Origin of the sequence: Burkholderia sp. HI2500 (assembly GCF_002223055.1) — a bacterium.
Taxonomy (GTDB): Bacteria; Pseudomonadota; Gammaproteobacteria; order Burkholderiales; family Burkholderiaceae; genus Burkholderia.
Genome location: NZ_NKFL01000007.1, coordinates 354674 through 371461, shown reverse-complemented (window position 1 = coordinate 371461; position 16788 = coordinate 354674). Strand labels below are relative to the sequence as shown.

Sequence of the window (16788 nt, the reverse complement as noted above, 5' to 3'; positions counted from 1 at the left end):
ATGACGCCCCCCGCTAGCGCGCCGCGATCCCCGCGATGAAAAACACGCACGCGGCGGCCGACGCCACCGTGCGCACGTGATTCCACATCGTCCAGTCGTGCAGGTAACGCGTCCACAGCGCCGCGCCCTGCGCGGTCGACGGATCGGCCGCGGCGAGCGCATCGTTGAGCGGCACGTTGACGGCCATCGTCACCGCGAACATCCCGAACACGTACAGCACGCCGCCCGCGACCGCCAGCATCGCGCCCGGCTGCTCGCGATCGAACAGCGCGAGCACGACTAGGGCAAGCGCCATCAGCGTCGTGACGAGGAACAGCGGCATGAACGGCGAGCGCACGATGTCGACGTTGATCGCGTTCATCGCGGCCACGCCGGCCTGCGGCGCGATCCGTCCGAGCGACGTCATCACGAACGTCGAGAACGCGAAATACACGCCGGCCATCATCCCGCAGCCGATGGCCGAGCCCCACAGCAACGCGGCGGTCGCGAACGCGATCATGATCGTGCGCGCCACACGCCGGTGGCGGCCGTCGCGCGCGCATAGTCGGCGAAATCGCGCGCCGGCCGCCCGAGCGTCGCTTCGATACCGTGTGTCACCGCGCTGTTGCGCCCGTCGAGCACCACGCTGAACAGATCGTCGAGCAACGCGACGACCGGCTCCGGCACGCCCGCCTCGCGCAATCCGGCGACGAACGCATCGGCCGGAATCTCGCGATAGACGACCGGCCGGCCGGCAGCCCGTGCGATTTCGCCGACCGCTTCGGCGAACGTCAGCGCGCGCGGCCCCGTGACCTCGATCACGCGGTTCGCAAAGCGCTCATCGGTGAGCGCGGCCACCGCTACATCGGCGATGTCGTCCGCATCGACGAACGGCTCGCGCACCGCGCCGGCCGGCAGCGCGACCTCACCGGCCAGCACGCCGTCGATCAGGTAGCCCTCGGAGAAGTTCTGGTTGAACCAGCTCGCGCGCACCACGCCCCAACCCACGCCCGACGCCTGCAGCGCGGCCTCGGCGGCCTGCGCGCGGGGCTCTCCGCGCCCGGACAGCAGCACGACCCGCTCGACACCGCTTTCCCGCGCAAGGCGTGCAAATGCGGCGATCGCATCCACCGCGCCTTCGACAGCCAGGTCGGGCTGATAGGTCACGTACGCGGCCGATACGCCGTCGAGCGCGGCCGGCCACGTGTCGGGCGCCGTCCAGTCGAAGCGGACGGCCGACGTACGCGACACGGGCCGGGTCGCGATGCCGCGCGCACGCAGCCGGGCATCGACGCGGGCGCCCGTCTTGCCCGAACCGCCGACGATGAGGATGGGAAGTGCCGACATGACCGTCTCCTTTGACTAAAATACGAGAGCGTCTCGCGTTTCGAAAACACGATAGACTCTCGCATTAGCAACGTCAAGTTTTTCCGGAGGCGGCATGGGCCGACAAAAATCGGGGCAGAACGACGGGCCTGCAACAACGGCGGACACGGCGGATACACCGGCGCGCGCACGGCTGGTGCCGACGCAGCAGCGCAGCCGCGAGCGGTTCGAGCGCATCCTCGCGTGCGCGTCGGAAGTGATGATCGAGAAAGGCTGCGATGCGTTCCGGATGAGCGACATCGTCGAACGCACGGGCATCTCGTTCGGCTCGCTGTACCAGTACTTCCCTGACAAGGCGGCCGTGATCGGCACGCTCGCGGAGCGCTACAACGAAGCCGGCCACGTCTGCGTGCGGCGCGACCTCGCGACGATGAAGACGCTCGACGACCTGCACGCCACGCTCGCCCGCATCACGGACAGCTACTACCGGATGTTCGTCGACGAGCCGCTGATGCGCGACATCTGGCGCGCCACGCAGGCCGACCGCGCATTGCAGGCGCTCGACCGGGCGGACGGGGAATTCCTGGCGGGGTTGTTCGCGGATGCGCTGGGCGAAGTGGCGCCCGATATTCCGCATGCGCAACGGAGCACATTCGCCGAGCTGATGATGATCCAGATCGCGGCGGCCGTGCGCCATGCGATCACGCTGCCGCCGAAGGCGGCGCAGCAGATTCTCGCGATGTTCAAGCGTGCGCTGCCGCGGGATCTGTCGGTGCTGGGCGCGTAGTCGTGTCCAACGCAGTACGCGGCCCGCACCGACTTCACACCACGCCTGCCGGACACGCAATCCGCCGGCGGCAAGCAAGCCCGACCTTCGTCACGGCATGACGGGCGGATGGTGCTGAGCGTGCTCGCAAGCGCCCAGAGCATGACGATCACCAGCGGCAAATGCACCACCAGCTGCGTGAACGTGAACCCGACGATGGAAGAAAGGCGCGCGATAGACGCGCGCGATGCCGACGGCGCGTGACTGACATCCGGGAAGCGCAACCGTTCGTGCAGGCCGGCGCGTCACACCCGGGCAGAGCGGGGGTGACGATCGAAGGCCGGCGTCCGATCACGCGGCGCCGGCCCGTGCCGGTCAGCGCTTCGCCGGCACCGGTGGCTCGCCCGCCGTCGTCGCGCTGCGCGCCCAGTCGGCGAACTCGGTGTCGTAGCGATTGCCGATGTAAGCGACATGGTTTGCGTACCCGTCGTAATCGCCCACCCGGAAGCGTGACACGATCGTGTCGACGTCCGCGCGATGGCGCTCGAACATGAAGCGCGTCGCCATGTAGCCCCACCGGTACGCGCGCGTGACGTAGTCGCTCGACGTGTAGCGCGTGCCGAGCACGTCAGAGAACCGGTACGTGCCCGTGCGCACCGCGTCGATCGACTCCGGGTTGTCGTTCTTTCTCGACAGATACTCGGCGACGCCTTCGATCCACCACACGGTCGGCTTCGCGGTGCTCACCGAGAAGTCGCCCGCCATGTCGTAGCGGCCGTCGAGATAGTGCGTGAACTCGTGCTCGAGATTCCACACCTTGAACTCGGGCCGCAGCCACGATGCCTCGTGCGCGATGAAGCGCGCCTGATTGCCCGGCGCGGACGGATCGCCCTCGAGGTACATGCCGCCGTTGTCGGTGCTGATGCCGTAGATCACCGACGCGTATTTTCGATAGTTCGCGTAGTCATCGAAAATGACGAGTTCGATCGTGTCGTTGCGGTCGCCCGCGACCGGCTTGCGCCCGGTCTTCATCATCCGGTGGAAGTAGTCGTCCTGCCGCGCGACTGCCGTGCAGACCGACTGCAGCTGTTGCGGCGTCATGTCCTGCGCCAGAATGCGCACGCCCGCATTGCATGCGTAGCGATGCGAGAGCACCGCGTCGGTCAGCCGCTTCTTGTAGTCGCAGGTGCCGTAGTCCGCGCAGTTGCCCGGATCGCCGTAGTCGACCGCTTCCGCCGCCGCGAGCCACAGGTCGCTGTCCGCGCCCGTCATGCTCGTCGACGCGAGCATGTCCTGGATCATTTTCTTCACGCGCGGCTTCTGCGCCGGATAACGGAGGAAGCGAAACGTCTCGCGCGCCGCGTCGGCCAGCTGATAGGCGGCGCTCGTGTTCGACAGGCTCGCGCGGTTCGCGGTGACGAAGCGGTTGAGCGTCTCCGGGAGCGTCGCATCGCTGTCGAGCATCGGTTGCGCGCCGCTGCGCTGGTGCGCGTAGAAGAACACCGTGAGCAAGCCGGTGAAGCCGCCCGCCGCACTGCGCAGCAGCAGCGGCGCCGCTGCCTGCGGATTCGACGCGCTCACGGTGTAGGACGCGATGCGGTTCTTCAGCGTCGGCAGGTAGTACGCTTCGTCCCGCATGTTCGTGATGAGCTTCATCAGCTCGTTCGCGGTGCTCGGCGCACGCGAATTGTCGCGATAGAGCGCATCGCCCTCCAGGCTTTGCCTGATATACGGGCGCAGCGACACCGCGAGATTCGGAATCGGGTTTGCAATGCCCGATACATCATATTGGTAATAAGCGGCACGCAGATAAATCAGCAAATTGACCAGGATCAAATTGCTCGCGTCGTATTGATAAATTTCCTGCACGAAACGACCCGCGACAGCGTGCACGTTTTCGGCATTGAATATCTGCGTAGCCTGCGCTTTATCGACCGAGAACAGGCCGTAATGGCATTCGTAATCGGGAAGATTCGCGATGTAATCGGCGAGTGCCGCGCCGCGATACTGGGTCATCACCGACATGTCGCGGCAATCGGCGCCCGACGTGCTGCGCTTGCTGCGCGTGGCCGGCTGCTTGAGCGGCGAGGGCCGGGTCAGCGCCGCGCGATCCTGCTCGCTGAGCGGCAGGTTGTACTGCGCCTGCTCGGGCGACACCGGCAGATTCTGCGGCACGCGAGGCATGCGCGCCTGCCTGGGTTGCGTCTGCTGCGCCGGCTCGGTATTGGCCGATGCGGCGCCTGCCAGTCCGGCGAATACCGACCACGCGACGATGGCCGACCAGCGGCATTTTTTTTGAAACCCCTCGTTTATTGCCACTTTATTTTCTCTCGGTTGTTTTTGGGCAATCACGATATAACATTACATATTGAAACGTCAATTTAATCGATATGAAAGATAACTCCAAGTTAACTGACTTAACTATTTAACGATTAAAATCGATTTTCGAAATAATTCAACCAGCGGACAGTATTCGGCGAGCCGCTTCCATCAATGAAAAACGCGGATGGCGAACCGCACCGGATGAATTACACCATCCGGCACGACTCACCACCCGCGTTGAAGACTTTCCGGCCTTCTGCTTACTTGCTGTAGTCGTACACCCCACGCCCGGTCTTCCGCCCGAGCCTGCCGGCCGTCACCATCTCGCGCAGCAGCGGGCATGCACGATACTTCGGATCGCCGAAGTCCTTCACGAACACGTCCATCACCGCGAGGCACACGTCGAGGCCGACGAGGTCGGCCAGCGCGAGCGGCCCGATCGGGTGGTTCGCGCCGAGCTTCATCCCCGCATCGATCTCCTCGGCCGACGCGATGCCCTCCGCCAGCACGAAGAACGCCTCGTTGATCATCGGCACGAGAATCCGGTTCACGACGAAGCCCGGCGAATTGCGCACGCCGATCGGCGACTTGTCGAAACGCTCGGTCAGCTCGCGCACCGCCGACGCGGTCGCGTCGCTCGTCTGCAGCCCGCGGATGATCTCGACGAGCGGCATCAGCGGCACCGGGTTGAAGAAGTGCATGCCGACGAAGCGCGCCGGATCGGCGAGCGGCGCCGCGAGCGCGGTGATCGAGATCGACGACGTGTTGGTCGCGATGATCGCTTCAGGCCGCGCGACGGCCTCGATCTGCTTCAGAATGCGGCCCTTCAGCTCGACGTTCTCGGTCGCGGCTTCGATCACGATATCGGCCGCTGCGAGCTTCGCGTAGTCGGTCGACGTCGTGATGCGCGCGAGCGCCGCATCGCGCGTGGCGGCGTCGAGCTTGTCCTTCGACACGAGCCGCTCGAGGCTGCCCTTCAGCGTCGCGATGCCCTTCTCGAGCGCCGCGTCGCTGACGTCGATCATCACGACGTTGAGACCCGCAACGGCGGCGGTCTGCGCAATGCCGTTGCCCATGGTTCCGGCGCCCACGACGCCGACGATTTCGATGGCCATGAAATTTCCTGTGTGTTCCGGTGCTGAGCGTTCGATTATCAGATGTTCTCGAAGATCGCAGCAATCCCCTGGCCGCCGCCGATACACATCGTCACGAGCGCGTAACGGCCGCCGATGCGCTTCAGTTCGTACAGCGCCTTGACCGTGATCAGCGCGCCGGTCGCACCGATCGGGTGGCCGAGCGAGATGCCCGAGCCGTTCGGGTTGACCTTCGCCGGATCGAGGCCGAGCTCCTGCGTGACCGCGCATGCCTGGGCCGCGAACGCCTCGTTCGCCTCGATCACGTCGAGATCGCTGATCTTCAGGCCCGCGCGTTCGAGCGCCTTCTGCGTGGCCGGCACCGGGCCGATGCCCATGTACGCCGGATCGACGCCTGCGTGCGCATACGCGACGAGGCGCGCGAGCGGCTTCACGCCCTGCGCGCGCGCGGCGTCCGCGCTCATCATCAGCACGGCCGCGGCCGCATCGTTGATGCCCGACGCGTTGCCGGCCGTCACGGTGCCGTTCTCCTTCTGGAACACCGGCTTCAGCTTCGTGAAATCATCCGCGCTGGCTTCGAGGCGGACGTGCTCGTCGGTGTCGAACGCAACTTCGCCCTTCTTCGTGCGGATCGAGATCGGCAGGATCTGATCCTTGAAGCGCCCTTCCGCGATCGCGCGCGCCGCGCGACGATGCGATTCGAGCGCCAGCGCATCCTGCGCGTCGCGCGAGATGCCGTACTTCGCCGCGACGTTCTCGGCCGTCACGCCCATGTGGATCGTCTGGAACGGGTCGTGCAGCGCGCCGAGCATCATGTCGACGAGCTTGCCGTCACCCATGCGCTGGCCGAAGCGCGCGGCCGGCACGGTGTACGGGGCGCGGCTCATGCTTTCCGAGCCGCCGCCGATCGCGATGTCGGCGTCGCCGAGCATGATCGTCTGCGCGGCCGACACGATCGCCTGCAGGCCCGAACCGCACAGGCGGTTCACGGTCAGCGCGGGCGTGTGCTGCGCCACGCCGCCATTGATCGCAGCGACGCGCGCGAGATACATGTCCTTCGGCTCGGTGTTCACGACGTGGCCGAACACGACATGCCCGACTGCGTCGCCCGACACGTTCGCACGCGACAGCACTTCGGCGACCACCTTCGCACCGAGGTCGGTCGGCGAGAAATCCTTCAGGCTGCCGCCGAAATCACCGATCGCGGTACGGACACCGCTCACCACCACGACTTCTTTCGCTGCATTGCTCATCGTCTCACTCCGGTTCGTTCGCGCCCGCAGGCGCGGGGATGCGTTGTGTTACATGTTCGGGTAATTCGGCCCGCCACCGCCTTCCGGCGTGACCCACACGATGTTCTGCGTCGGGTCCTTGATGTCGCAGGTCTTGCAGTGCACGCAGTTCTGCGCGTTGATCACCAGGCGATCGCTGCCGTCGTCGTTCTTCACGAACTCGTACACGGCCGCCGGGCAGAAGCGCCCCTCCGGCCCCGCGTACGTGCGCAGGTTCACGTTCACCGGCACGTTCGCATCCTTCAGCGTCAGGTGCGCCGGCTGGTTCTCCTCGTGGTTCGTGTTCGAGATGAACACCGACGAGAGGCGATCGAACGTCAGCTTGCCGTCCGGCTTCGGATACTCGATCGGCTGGCATTGCGACGCCGGCTTCAGCATCTCGTGGTCCGCGTGCTTGTGGTGCAGCGTCCACGGTACGTTGCCGCCCATCACCTTCTGCTCCAGCCCGACCATCAGCGTGCCGAGGTACAGCCCCTTGGCCATCCACTGCTTGAAGTTGCGCGCGCGGTACAGCTCCGTGTACAGCCACGATTGCTTGAAGGCGTCCGGGTATGCGTTGAGCTCGTCCGACTGGCGGCCGGCCTGCACCGCGTCGAACGCGGCGTCGGCCGCCAGCATGCCGGTCTTGATCGCCGCGTGGCTGCCCTTGATCCGCGACGCGTTCAGGAAGCCCGCGTCGTCGCCGATCAGCGCGCCGCCCGGGAACACCGTCTTCGGCAGCGACAGCAGCCCGCCGGCCGTGATCGCGCGCGCGCCGTACGACACGCGCTTGCCGCCTTCCAGGAACGCGCGGATCGACGGGTGCGTCTTGTAGCGCTGGAATTCCTCGAACGGCGACAGGTACGGGTTCGTGTAGCCGAGGCCCACCACGAAGCCGACCACGACCTGGTTGTTGTCCATGTGATACAGGAACGAGCCGCCGTACGTATCCGACTTCAGCGGCCAGCCGGCCGTGTGGATCACGAGGCCCGGCTTGTGCTTGGCCGGGTCGATCTCCCACAGCTCCTTGATGCCGATCCCGTAGGCCTGCGGATCCGCATTCGCGTCGAGCTTGAACTTCGAGATCAACTGGCGGCCCAGATGGCCGCGGCAGCCTTCGGCGAACAGCGTGTATTTCGCGTGCAGCTCCATGCCGAGCTGGAAGTTTTCGGTCGGCTCGCCGTCCTTGCCCACGCCCATGTTGCCGGTCGCGACGCCTTTGACCGAGCCGTCGTCGTTATAGAGAATCTCCGCAGCGGGGAAGCCCGGGAAGATCTCGACGCCCAGCGCTTCGGCCTGTGCCCCAAGCCAGCGCGTGACGTTGCCCAGCGAAATCACGTAGTTGCCGTGATTCTGGAAGTTGGCGGGCAGCGCCCAGTTCGGCGTGGTGACCGCGCTCTTCTCGGACAGGAACAGGAAGCGGTCTTCCGTCACCTCGACGTCGAGCGGTGCACCGCGTTCCTTCCAGTCGGGGAACAGTTCGTTGATCGCGCGCGGGTCCATCACCGCGCCCGACAGGATGTGCGCGCCGATCTCGGAACCTTTCTCGAGCACGCACACGCCGATCTCGGTGCCTTTCTCGGCGGCCAGCTGCTTGAGCCGGATCGCCGCCGACAGCCCGGCGGGGCCGCCGCCGACGATCACGACGTCGTATTCCATCGATTCGCGCGGGCCGTATTGCGCGAGCAAGTCCTGTGTGGTCAAAATCCTGTCTCCTCCTGTGTCCCGACCGTCAGCCGGTCAGAACTGATCTTCCGTCAACGCGAGCACGCCCTCGTTGCCCTTCGTGCCGACGATCGACGCTTCGAATGCGCCTGCCTGCACCAGCACGTGCTCCGCATAGCATTGCGCGATCGCGATCTTCGCATCGAAGAAGGCCGGGTCGCTCGCGCGGTTCGCGTGCGCCGCCACCAGCGCGCGGCCCATCTGCCACCCGCACAGCACCACGCCCGCCAGCTTCAGGTACGGCACGCTGCCCGCGAACACCGCGTTCGGGTCCTGCTTCGCGTTCGCCACCACGTAATCGACCACCGACGACAGCGCCTTCGCGCCCTTCTCCAGCTGCGCCTTCACCGACGCAGCCGCCGCGCCGTCCAGCTTGCCCAGCGCCGCGACCGTGTCGCCGATCTCCGCGATCAGCGCCTTCGCCACCGCGCCGCCGTCGCGCATCGTCTTGCGGCCCACCAGGTCGTTCGCCTGGATCGCCGTCGTGCCTTCGTAGATCGCCAGGATACGGGCATCGCGGTAATACTGCGCCGCGCCCGTCTCCTCGATGAAGCCCATCCCGCCGTGCACCTGCACGCCCAGGCTCGCCACGTCGTTCACCATCTCCGTGCTCCAGCCCTTCACCACCGGCACCAGATACTCGTAGATTGCCTGATGACGGGCCCGCGTCGCCTCGTCCGAATGGCGGTGGGCAATGTCGCTGTGCGCGGCGGCCACGTAGGCCAGCGCCCGCGCGCCTTCGGTCAGCGCACGCATCGTGCCGAGCATGCGGCGCACGTCCGGGTGATGGATGATCGTCACCGACTGCTTGGCCGAACCGTCGACCGGGCGGCTCTGCACGCGTTCCTTCGCGAATTCCGCGGCCTTCTGGTAGGCGCGGTCGGCCACGCCGATCCCCTGCATCCCGACGCCGAAGCGCGCCGCGTTCATCATGATGAACATGTATTCGAGGCCGCGGTTTTCCTCGCCGACCAGGTAGCCGATCGCGCCGCCGTGGTCGCCGTACTGCAGCACCGCCGTCGGGCTCGCCTTGATCCCGAGCTTGTGCTCGATCGACACGCAGTGCACGTCGTTGCGTGCGCCGAGCGAGCCGTCGTCGTTGACCATGAACTTCGGCACGATGAACAGCGAGATGCCCTTCACGCCTTCCGGCGCGTTCGGCGTGCGCGCCAGCACCAGGTGGACGATGTTGTCCGCCATGTCGTGCTCGCCCCACGTGATGAAGATCTTCGTGCCGAACACCTTGTACGTGCCGTCGCCCTGCGGCTCGGCGCGCGAGCGCACCAGTGCGAGGTCGGAGCCGGCCTGCGGCTCGGTCAGGTTCATCGTGCCGGTCCATTCGCCCGAGATCAGCTTCGGCACGTAGCGTTGCTTCTGCTCGTCGGTGCCGGCCGTCAGCAGCGCTTCGATCGCGCCGTCGGTCAGCAGCGGACAGAGCGCGAACGACAGGTTCGATGCGTTCAGCATCTCGATGCACGGCGTCGCGATCAGCTTCGGCAGCCCCTGGCCGTCGTATTCGGACGGGTGCTGCAGCCCCTGCCAGCCGCCTTCGACGAACTGGCGGAATGCTTCGCCGAAACCCGGCGTCGCGGTCACGACGCCGTCCTTCCAGCTGCTCGGGTTGCGGTCGCCTTCGACGTTCAGCGGGGCCAGCACCTCGCCGCAGAACTTCGCGGATTCGTCGAGCACGGCCTGCGCCGTGTCGTAACCGGCATCCTCGAAGCCCGGCAACTGCGCAACGGCGTCGATGCCGGCCAGTTCCTTCAGCACGAACAGCATGTCCTTGACGGGGGCGTGATAGCTCATGGTCGATGTTCCAATCAGACGTTTTATGAGGGGCGCTATCGGGCGAGACGCGGGAAAACCGGCTCAGGCCCGGGCGACGACGTGAGGCATCGTAATCCTAGGCCGGGCGATTCTTATTGTCATATCCGGCCCATGTGGTGACAAAATCGGCCACGGGATTTGGGGGTTGGGCGGGGAAAGGCCGGATGGGTGGGGGTTTGGGCGAGGGTGGGTTTGGCTATTTCGGGAATTTGGCGTGCGATCGGCCCGCCCCGCCCGTGCCGTCTGGATCGCCAGGGACGTCTGGCTGAAACTCAACGCGTATCGGTCACCTGTCCTTTTTGGACGTCCGCTACCTTTGAGACACTCTCTTGGGTCGAGAGCTCAGCAAGTTGATTATCGTAATCCCTAATTAGGCAGTTCTTTCCGCCGGGATAGGTTCCTCATCATAAGTCTCGCAATCATTGCCGCCATCCTCCTCTTTCAGAAGGAAGTCAGCCATGCGTTACGGCCTTCTCCTCCCCACTGCTTTGCTTTCAGGCTGTAGCGTTTTTTCCCCACCTCCGCCTACAGTCAATCTCGAAGACGTCTTATCCCGCGTCAAAATCGAGCTCGGGATGTACGCGCAATACGAAGTACAACATGCAAATGACGCTCCACTGCACAATGCATGCCGTGGTTACGTCAACTTTCATGTCACCAGCGCGCAGGTGACGCTATCAGTCGTCCACACTTCGAAAACTGAGGTGGATCCCAAGCTCGCATTACCCGTGCCGTTGCCAGCGACGCTAAGCGTCAGCGCAACCGGAAGTTTGACCAGAAAGGGGACTCAGACGCTGGTTCTCAGTGTTTACCCCGCAGCCGACACAGGAATCACGCCGCTCAACCCTACAACGGATACCCCCTCGCCGATGCATTGATTGGCTTACGGGAAGCGATGCTTAAAGAGTCGGCCCGCAAGCCGTGTGTTTACCTCAGGCAGGATAACAACGCGGTGAAGAATACCCTGTCGTACGCCATGGAGATCGACACGTCAGTAGGCGAAGGTATCAATTTTGGTTACACGATCTTCGGTCTCACCGGGTCACACTCGAACGAGACGGATCGAACGAACAAAATCGAGATCACTTTCGAGCCATATCTCGACCCTGACATCGCGCCGAAAGCTCCTGTCGCGCCGCCGGGCAAGGGAAGAGAAACATTTACGCACCCACCCCCTTGCCGATAGAGTTGCCGGGTTCAGCACCGCGCAAGACGCAATAACTGCGGGACATGCCGATATAGCGAGAGGCAACGCACGTGACAAATTGCCTCTCACTCCCCCACCGAAAGCCGCGAACGGTTCAACCTAGTCCAACAGGTGGAAAGGAACTGAGCGCAGTTCCTTCAAACGTTTCAACGGTGGTCCGCTTTCCAAACTGGAGCCAACATGCGCCGATTGACGATCATCGACCGGTTGAATCCACCATCGGATGCGGTCTTCGACATGGGTCGGCTTCAGGCCATGAGCTGTCGCTGGCTGACAAGCGCTTTGGAGACGAACAAATGCCGATAGTTTTACCATTCCTCGCCAGCCAACCAGTGTTCGACACGTTCAACTAACCGCTCGGCCTTGAGCACACTAGTCTCGGTCTCATCACTACACAGGATTTTGTGCATTCCGTACGGCCCCCAATCATCCGTTGCAATGGGTGTATTGCCATTTACATAAATGTCCGCCCCGAGAATACGTTCGACATCGAAACTGAGCCCAGTGATCGGAGCCTTGCGCAGATAGGCACTCAGACGTGTCCAGAACAGGCCGGATTGCGGGGCGAGGTCGGTCAAACTCTTAACAGACTGTACGACTGGTCGCACTTTTTTTTCATTATTTCGCCGGTACGAAGTGAAAAGGTATGCTGATTCATGCACGCATAGTGACGTCAGATGCGAGTACGGATTTCCTATTTCGTGGAATTCCAAAAGATCTGCTTCGTCGGTGGGAATATAGAAATCTGCAACCTCGGTGCGCAACTGCTCATCGCTCATGCTACTTGCGAATGCGAATATGCCTTTAAACATCGGCGGCCCAGATCCAAACACGTGTGCGTCTGGAACATCATTTAGCAAATCCAGTGATTCGCGAAGCGACTTTTTCGTCAAACGCGACTTCACCTCTATCACCGCGCGGACTGATTCAAGCGGGACCACCACCATCGAGCCTTGACGAAATATCGGCGCAAAATCTTGCTGGTCGTAGATCAACACGTCTAACTGACGTGAACATCCGAAGATGAAACCGGTCGCTATGTCGTACCGAGTAGGTAGGTGATTGCGCAGTAGTTCCTTAAGCAAAACCTCTCGATAGGTGCCTATACTAGGACCATGCTGAACAATCGAAGCAACGCGATTGCTGAGAGCGGTCAGTTCGCTGCCGAAGCTCGCTACAAACTTCCGCACACTCTCATGCTCCTGGCCGTCCTGAGTCAATTCGAGCTTGACAGAGCTACGCGCGTCAACGTGTACCCGAAAAACGCCACCTGCGACCGCTGCCTTCAAGTGCGACTCTAGCAATCCTTCGTTCAAGGACGAGAGCCGCGGATCATTGCGTAGCGCTGCGATCAATTCCGAAGAGGTTGCCGCTCCCTGCCTTGCACCGATGATAGATCGCGCCAAATCTCTGATGTGAACGGCAACCTTGGCTTGCTTGCCCCACTTCGGCGTAGCGGATCCTATGTGTAGGATAGGGAACAGATGCTTTCCCTCGACCAAGGTGCCGACACCTTGGGGATTGAGCATTTCGAAGCGATTTCCGTCTGAGCTATTACACGTCAGTCTCTCTAAACTGTTCCATGGCACGTCCATACGGCACCAAGACTCGTTGAACGAGTGAGGGGACGGTAATGGCATTTCTGCTGTCAAAGGAACCCCTTCGGTAATTTTTTGGTTATCGGAAAATTGTCGGCCCATAATATACAGGACCATCGCTAGTGAATATGACCCATCACATTATGTTTTTTGGAGCATGCTAAACGATGGCTAGCGTGAAGCGCTGCCGTAGTCTGTCCACGAATGACGGCTTCGGGCAGCGGCCGCCCCCCTACTTCACCGCCACCAACGGCCCCACAAACGCCTCAAAGTGCGGCAACCAAATCGGAATCGCCTCCTTAACCGCAAACATCCCGTGCCCGTTCTTGCCAAACGGCGGTTCAACAATCATCTGCCCGCGCCCACCCGCCCCCTGAAACGCGGCAAACCACGTCGCCACCACCTCCGGCGCGAAATACTTGTCGTTCTGCACGTAATGCCACAGCACCGGCACCTGTGTCGTGCTCGCGAAATGCCCGATCGTGTCGGCCATCTGCTTCGGATCGCACGGCATGCCGGGATGAGTCGTCGGGTTCCCCCCACGCCCACCAGAAAAGTTCACCACCGCAACCACCCCCTGCGGCGCGTAGCTCGCCGCCGCCAGCGACGCAAAACCACCCGCCGATTGCCCGACCAATACAACGCGGTTTCGATCCACTTGCGGCAACGTCTGCGCATACCGCACGGCCGCGAGCACATCGCGCGCGGCCTGCTGCCCCGCAGCAAGGTAATCCGGATGCCGGCACGAACCCGCATCCTCTTCATCGACCCCGCCCGTCGCTCCGTACCCGCGGCGGATCGGCACGATGACCGCGAAGCCGAGCTTCACGAACGTCCGGATCTGCGGCAACGCGCGATAGCGGCGCACCTTCGGCCGGTCGCGCGGATCGGGCGGGCTGCCGTGGCTCAGCACGATCAACGGAAAGGGTCCGGGGCCATCCGGCATGTAGGTGGTGGCGACGATGTCGCGCGTGCTCGCCCCCTCATCGACCGGGACCTTGACGATGGTTTCATGCAGATCCGGCGCGATGGACGTGTCGTCGACCGCCGTCGCCGCACAGCCGACGACGGAAGCGATCAACGCGCCCGAGATGAGCACCCGGCACAAGCAGATGGCGATCCGGTTTCGACGAACGACGATGCTCATGGGTGATCTCTCCACGAATCCGCAGCCGACGGCCTACGCAGCCGCGATGCCTACGGCGAAGGCGTCAGTGTATCCGGGCGGCGGCACGGCCGGGCCAGTCGCACGTGCACAGCCCGCACCAGCATCGCAACACCCCCACCCACCGTCCGATCACCACCGATAACTAACATCCCCCGTCACCATCAACCGCGTGCCATAGAAACACCCACCCGCTGAAAAGCACGACGACACATAAGTCCGGTCGAACAGGTTGTTCACATGCGCCGCAACGCGCCATCCCTTCCACGCGGACCGTTCGACTCCAAGGTCATACGACAGCCCGAGATCAAAAAGCACGACAGCCGGCACATCGAACGTATTGACGTTGTCACCCGCGCTGCGCCCCACATAACGCACACCACCACCGACCCTCAACCCGCGCAACCCCGGCCGCTCAACCGCATAGTCCAGCCAAAGCGACGCGAGATGGCGCGGCACCGCCGCCACGCGCTTGCCGACCACGGTCGAATCCGTATCGGCCTGCACCGTCGTATCAAGATAGGTGTACGCAGCAATTACATCCAGTTGCTTCCACACACGCGCCCGCCCTTCCAGCTCGATCCCGCGCGATCGCACTTCCCCCGTCTGCACGCTGAAGAACGGATGCTCCGGATCGGCGGTCAGGACATTGCGCTGGCGAATATCGAACGCCGCGATCGACGCGTTCTGCAGCCGGTCCGGCGACTGATAACGCAACCCGACCTCGAACTGCTTCGCCTTCGTCGGCGTGAACGGCTGACCATCGAAACGCGTGCCGAGCGCCGGCTCGAATGAAGTCGAATAGCTCATGTACGGCGCAAAACCGCTATCGAACAGATAGACCGCCCCAGCACGCCCCGTGAACGCCCGCGTACTCTGCCGCACGCTCGCGGACCGCAGCATGTCATCGGTGGTCGTGCGTGACCACTCCTCGCGCCCGCCGAGCGTGAACACCCACCGATCCCAACGCACCTGATCCTGCAGATAGACGCCGATCCGGTCAGGCGTCTGGCGCGTCTGCTGCGCGACCGGCGGCACCGCATACGGCTGCCCGTAATCGGGCGCCCGCGTATCGAGCGGCGGCGCCGCACCGAAGCCCGAGCCGACGAGATTCGCCACCGCATGCTCATACGACAGCCCGGCCAGCACCGTATGCTCGACCGGCCCCGTCATCACGCGCATCTCGGCCTGGTTGTCGAGCGCGAGATGGTTCACGTGCTCGCGCGACCACGACAGCGAACGGTTCAGCACGCCCGGCGCCAGATACGGCGCGATGAAATTGACCGCCGCGCCCGCGAAGTCGACATCGAGATGCGTATAGCGCACGTTCTGCCGAACCTTCCACGTCGAATTGAAACGATGCTCGAACGCATAGCCGATCATCGCCTGCGTGCGGTCGTACGTATCGAACCCCGGCAGCCCCGGAAAGAAGTGCGTCGGAATCCGCCGTCCCGAATCCGGCCAAAGCGTACCGACTGCCGGCAGCCAGCCCGCGAAGTTGTTGTGCGGATCGCGCTGGAACGACCCCAGCAGCGTGAAACGCGTATCGGCGTTCGGCTGCCACATCAGCGACGGCGCGACGACGATCCGCTGCTGCCGAGAATAATCGATCTGCTCGTCGGCGCGGCGCGCGAGGCCGTCGATCCGGTAGCGCCATGTTCCATCTTTCGTCACGGGCCCGCTGAAGTCGAATGCAAGCTGCCCGCGATCGCGGTTGCCGGTCTGCACGGCGAGCAGGTGCTGCGCATCGCGCGTGGGCCGCTTGCTGACCATGTCGACGATGCCGCCCGGGCTCGCCTGCCCGTACAGCACCGACGCCGGGCCGCGCAGCACGTCGATGCGTTCGAGCGTCCACGGATCGACGACGCTCGCGGCCCAGTTCACGCCTTTCGGCAGCGGCAGGCCGTCGAGCATCTGCGGATTGATCGCCGCCGCCGCGAAGCCGCCGAAGCCGCGCAGGAACACGCTCTCGAGCACACCGCCGGGGCGTGAATCCGCGTAGGCGCCCGGCGTATAGCGCAGGCTGTCGCCGACGCTGTGCACGTCCTGCCGGTCCATCTGTTCGCGCGTGACGACCGACAGGCCCTGCGGCACCTCGACGATCGCCGTGTCGGTCTTGGTGCCCGCGCGCGACACGTCGGCCGCGATGCCTTGCACGGGGCCGACACCTGTCTCGCGTCGCCCGTCAACGACGATCGGCGCGAGCAACGAGGCATCCGCCGCGGGTTCGCCCGCCTCCCGCGCATCCTGCGCCGAAGCAACAACCGGCATCGCGGTCGCACAGGCCAGTGCGGCCGCCCAGCCCGGTACGCGCCGCCACGCCGCGCGCGGCAACGGAAATCCTGGCCGCGCACGGCGGCCGGTGTGTGATCGATTCATCTCGGGTTATCCGGAAAGCGGAGACGGACGTCGGCGGATATGCCGCGCCCTCGAGTCGGAAGACGGGCCGCTCGTGCAACGGCGACCTCGACTGAACAGCGAATGGGAATCATTTACGCCGACGCAGCG

At 63.9% G+C, this 16788-nt stretch carries 13 protein-coding genes; 3 read left to right on the top strand and 10 right to left on the bottom strand.

The genetic code is table 11. The features are described from left to right. Positions 1 to 13: 13 nt before the first annotated feature. Entirely contained in the window at positions 14 to 499 is a 486-nt protein-coding gene (locus tag CFB45_RS33945) for an anthrone oxygenase family protein (RefSeq protein ID WP_089430104.1), read from the bottom strand. Beyond that, positions 496 to 1326, bottom strand: coding sequence for an NAD(P)H-binding protein (locus CFB45_RS33940; protein ID WP_089429497.1), 831 nt, complete (start codon positions 1324 to 1326; stop codon positions 496 to 498). The genes CFB45_RS33945 and CFB45_RS33940 overlap by 4 nt, the downstream gene beginning before the upstream one ends. A 94-nt stretch (positions 1327 to 1420) precedes the next feature. On the opposite strand from CFB45_RS33940, the gene CFB45_RS33935 reads away from it, so the two are divergent. Then, on the top strand, positions 1421 to 2092 hold the full coding sequence (locus tag CFB45_RS33935; RefSeq protein ID WP_089429496.1) for a TetR family transcriptional regulator: 672 nt from the start codon (positions 1421 to 1423) through the stop codon (positions 2090 to 2092). Positions 2093 to 2200: 108 nt separating this feature from the next. Next, positions 2201 to 2335, top strand: coding sequence for a hypothetical protein (locus CFB45_RS39685; RefSeq protein ID WP_256978527.1), 135 nt, complete (start codon positions 2201 to 2203; stop codon positions 2333 to 2335). Between the two features lie 111 nt (positions 2336 to 2446). Here CFB45_RS39685 and CFB45_RS33930 read toward each other — a convergent pair whose 3' ends face one another. From CFB45_RS33930 to CFB45_RS33910, 5 genes are all read right to left on the bottom strand, one after another. Further along, positions 2447 to 4384 carry a collagenase gene (locus CFB45_RS33930; protein ID WP_089430103.1) on the bottom strand — a complete coding sequence of 646 codons (1938 nt, stop codon included), beginning with the start codon at positions 4382 to 4384 and terminating at the stop codon, positions 2447 to 2449. A 269-nt stretch (positions 4385 to 4653) separates the two neighbouring features. Beyond that, positions 4654 to 5508, bottom strand: a complete 855-nt coding sequence (locus CFB45_RS33925; protein ID WP_089429495.1) for a 3-hydroxybutyryl-CoA dehydrogenase — start codon at positions 5506 to 5508, stop codon at positions 4654 to 4656. A gap of 38 nt (positions 5509 to 5546) precedes the next feature. Next, positions 5547 to 6740 (bottom strand): beta-ketothiolase BktB, encoded by a 1194-nt coding sequence (gene bktB / locus CFB45_RS33920; protein ID WP_089429494.1) that lies wholly within the window; start codon positions 6738 to 6740, stop codon positions 5547 to 5549. 48 nt (positions 6741 to 6788) lie between these two features. Next, a complete protein-coding gene (locus CFB45_RS33915) occupies positions 6789 to 8417 on the bottom strand; it encodes an electron transfer flavoprotein-ubiquinone oxidoreductase (RefSeq protein ID WP_373558436.1) in 1629 nt (542 codons plus the stop codon). 81 nt (positions 8418 to 8498) lie between these two features. After that, the gene (locus tag CFB45_RS33910; RefSeq protein WP_089429492.1) at positions 8499 to 10289 is read right to left on the bottom strand and encodes an acyl-CoA dehydrogenase; all 1791 of its coding nucleotides are present in this window, start codon (positions 10287 to 10289) and stop codon (positions 8499 to 8501) included. 973 nt (positions 10290 to 11262) lie between these two features. On the opposite strand from CFB45_RS33910, the gene CFB45_RS38760 reads away from it, so the two are divergent. Next, positions 11263 to 11496 (top strand): hypothetical protein, encoded by a 234-nt coding sequence (locus CFB45_RS38760; RefSeq protein WP_144025256.1) that lies wholly within the window; start codon positions 11263 to 11265, stop codon positions 11494 to 11496. 329 nt (positions 11497 to 11825) lie between these two features. On the opposite strand, the gene CFB45_RS38755 is transcribed toward CFB45_RS38760, so the two are convergent. From CFB45_RS38755 to CFB45_RS33900, 3 genes are all read right to left on the bottom strand, one after another. Next, positions 11826 to 13046: a DUF6602 domain-containing protein gene (locus CFB45_RS38755; RefSeq protein WP_144025255.1), complete on the bottom strand. Its 1221-nt coding sequence runs from the start codon at positions 13044 to 13046 to the stop codon at positions 11826 to 11828. Positions 13047 to 13347: 301 nt separating this feature from the next. Then, a complete protein-coding gene (locus CFB45_RS33905; RefSeq protein WP_089429491.1) occupies positions 13348 to 14262 on the bottom strand; it encodes an alpha/beta hydrolase family protein in 915 nt (304 codons plus the stop codon). 150 nt (positions 14263 to 14412) lie between these two features. Then, positions 14413 to 16659, bottom strand: a complete 2247-nt coding sequence (locus CFB45_RS33900) for a TonB-dependent siderophore receptor (protein ID WP_256978472.1) — start codon at positions 16657 to 16659, stop codon at positions 14413 to 14415. Positions 16660 to 16788: the final 129 nt, after the last annotated feature.

Excerpts from the sequence above, each read along its gene's own strand:
- CFB45_RS33945 (WP_089430104.1), bottom strand. The coding sequence starts at position 499 with ATGATCGCGTTCGCGACCGCCGCGTTGCTGTGGGGCTCGGCCATCGGC.
- CFB45_RS33940 (WP_089429497.1), bottom strand. The coding sequence starts at position 1,326 with ATGTCGGCACTTCCCATCCTCATCGTCGGCGGTTCGGGCAAGACGGGC.
- CFB45_RS33935 (WP_089429496.1), top strand. The coding sequence starts at position 1,421 with ATGGGCCGACAAAAATCGGGGCAGAACGACGGGCCTGCAACAACGGCG.
- CFB45_RS39685 (WP_256978527.1), top strand. The coding sequence starts at position 2,201 with ATGGTGCTGAGCGTGCTCGCAAGCGCCCAGAGCATGACGATCACCAGC.
- CFB45_RS33925 (WP_089429495.1), bottom strand. The coding sequence starts at position 5,508 with ATGGCCATCGAAATCGTCGGCGTCGTGGGCGCCGGAACCATGGGCAAC.
- bktB (WP_089429494.1), bottom strand. The coding sequence starts at position 6,740 with ATGAGCAATGCAGCGAAAGAAGTCGTGGTGGTGAGCGGTGTCCGTACC.
- CFB45_RS33915 (WP_373558436.1), bottom strand. The coding sequence starts at position 8,417 with ATGGAATACGACGTCGTGATCGTCGGCGGCGGCCCCGCCGGGCTGTCG.
- CFB45_RS33910 (WP_089429492.1), bottom strand. The coding sequence starts at position 10,289 with ATGAGCTATCACGCCCCCGTCAAGGACATGCTGTTCGTGCTGAAGGAA.
- CFB45_RS38755 (WP_144025255.1), bottom strand. The coding sequence starts at position 13,046 with ATGCTCAATCCCCAAGGTGTCGGCACCTTGGTCGAGGGAAAGCATCTG.
- CFB45_RS33905 (WP_089429491.1), bottom strand. The coding sequence starts at position 14,262 with ATGAGCATCGTCGTTCGTCGAAACCGGATCGCCATCTGCTTGTGCCGG.
- CFB45_RS33900 (WP_256978472.1), bottom strand. The coding sequence starts at position 16,659 with ATGAATCGATCACACACCGGCCGCCGTGCGCGGCCAGGATTTCCGTTG.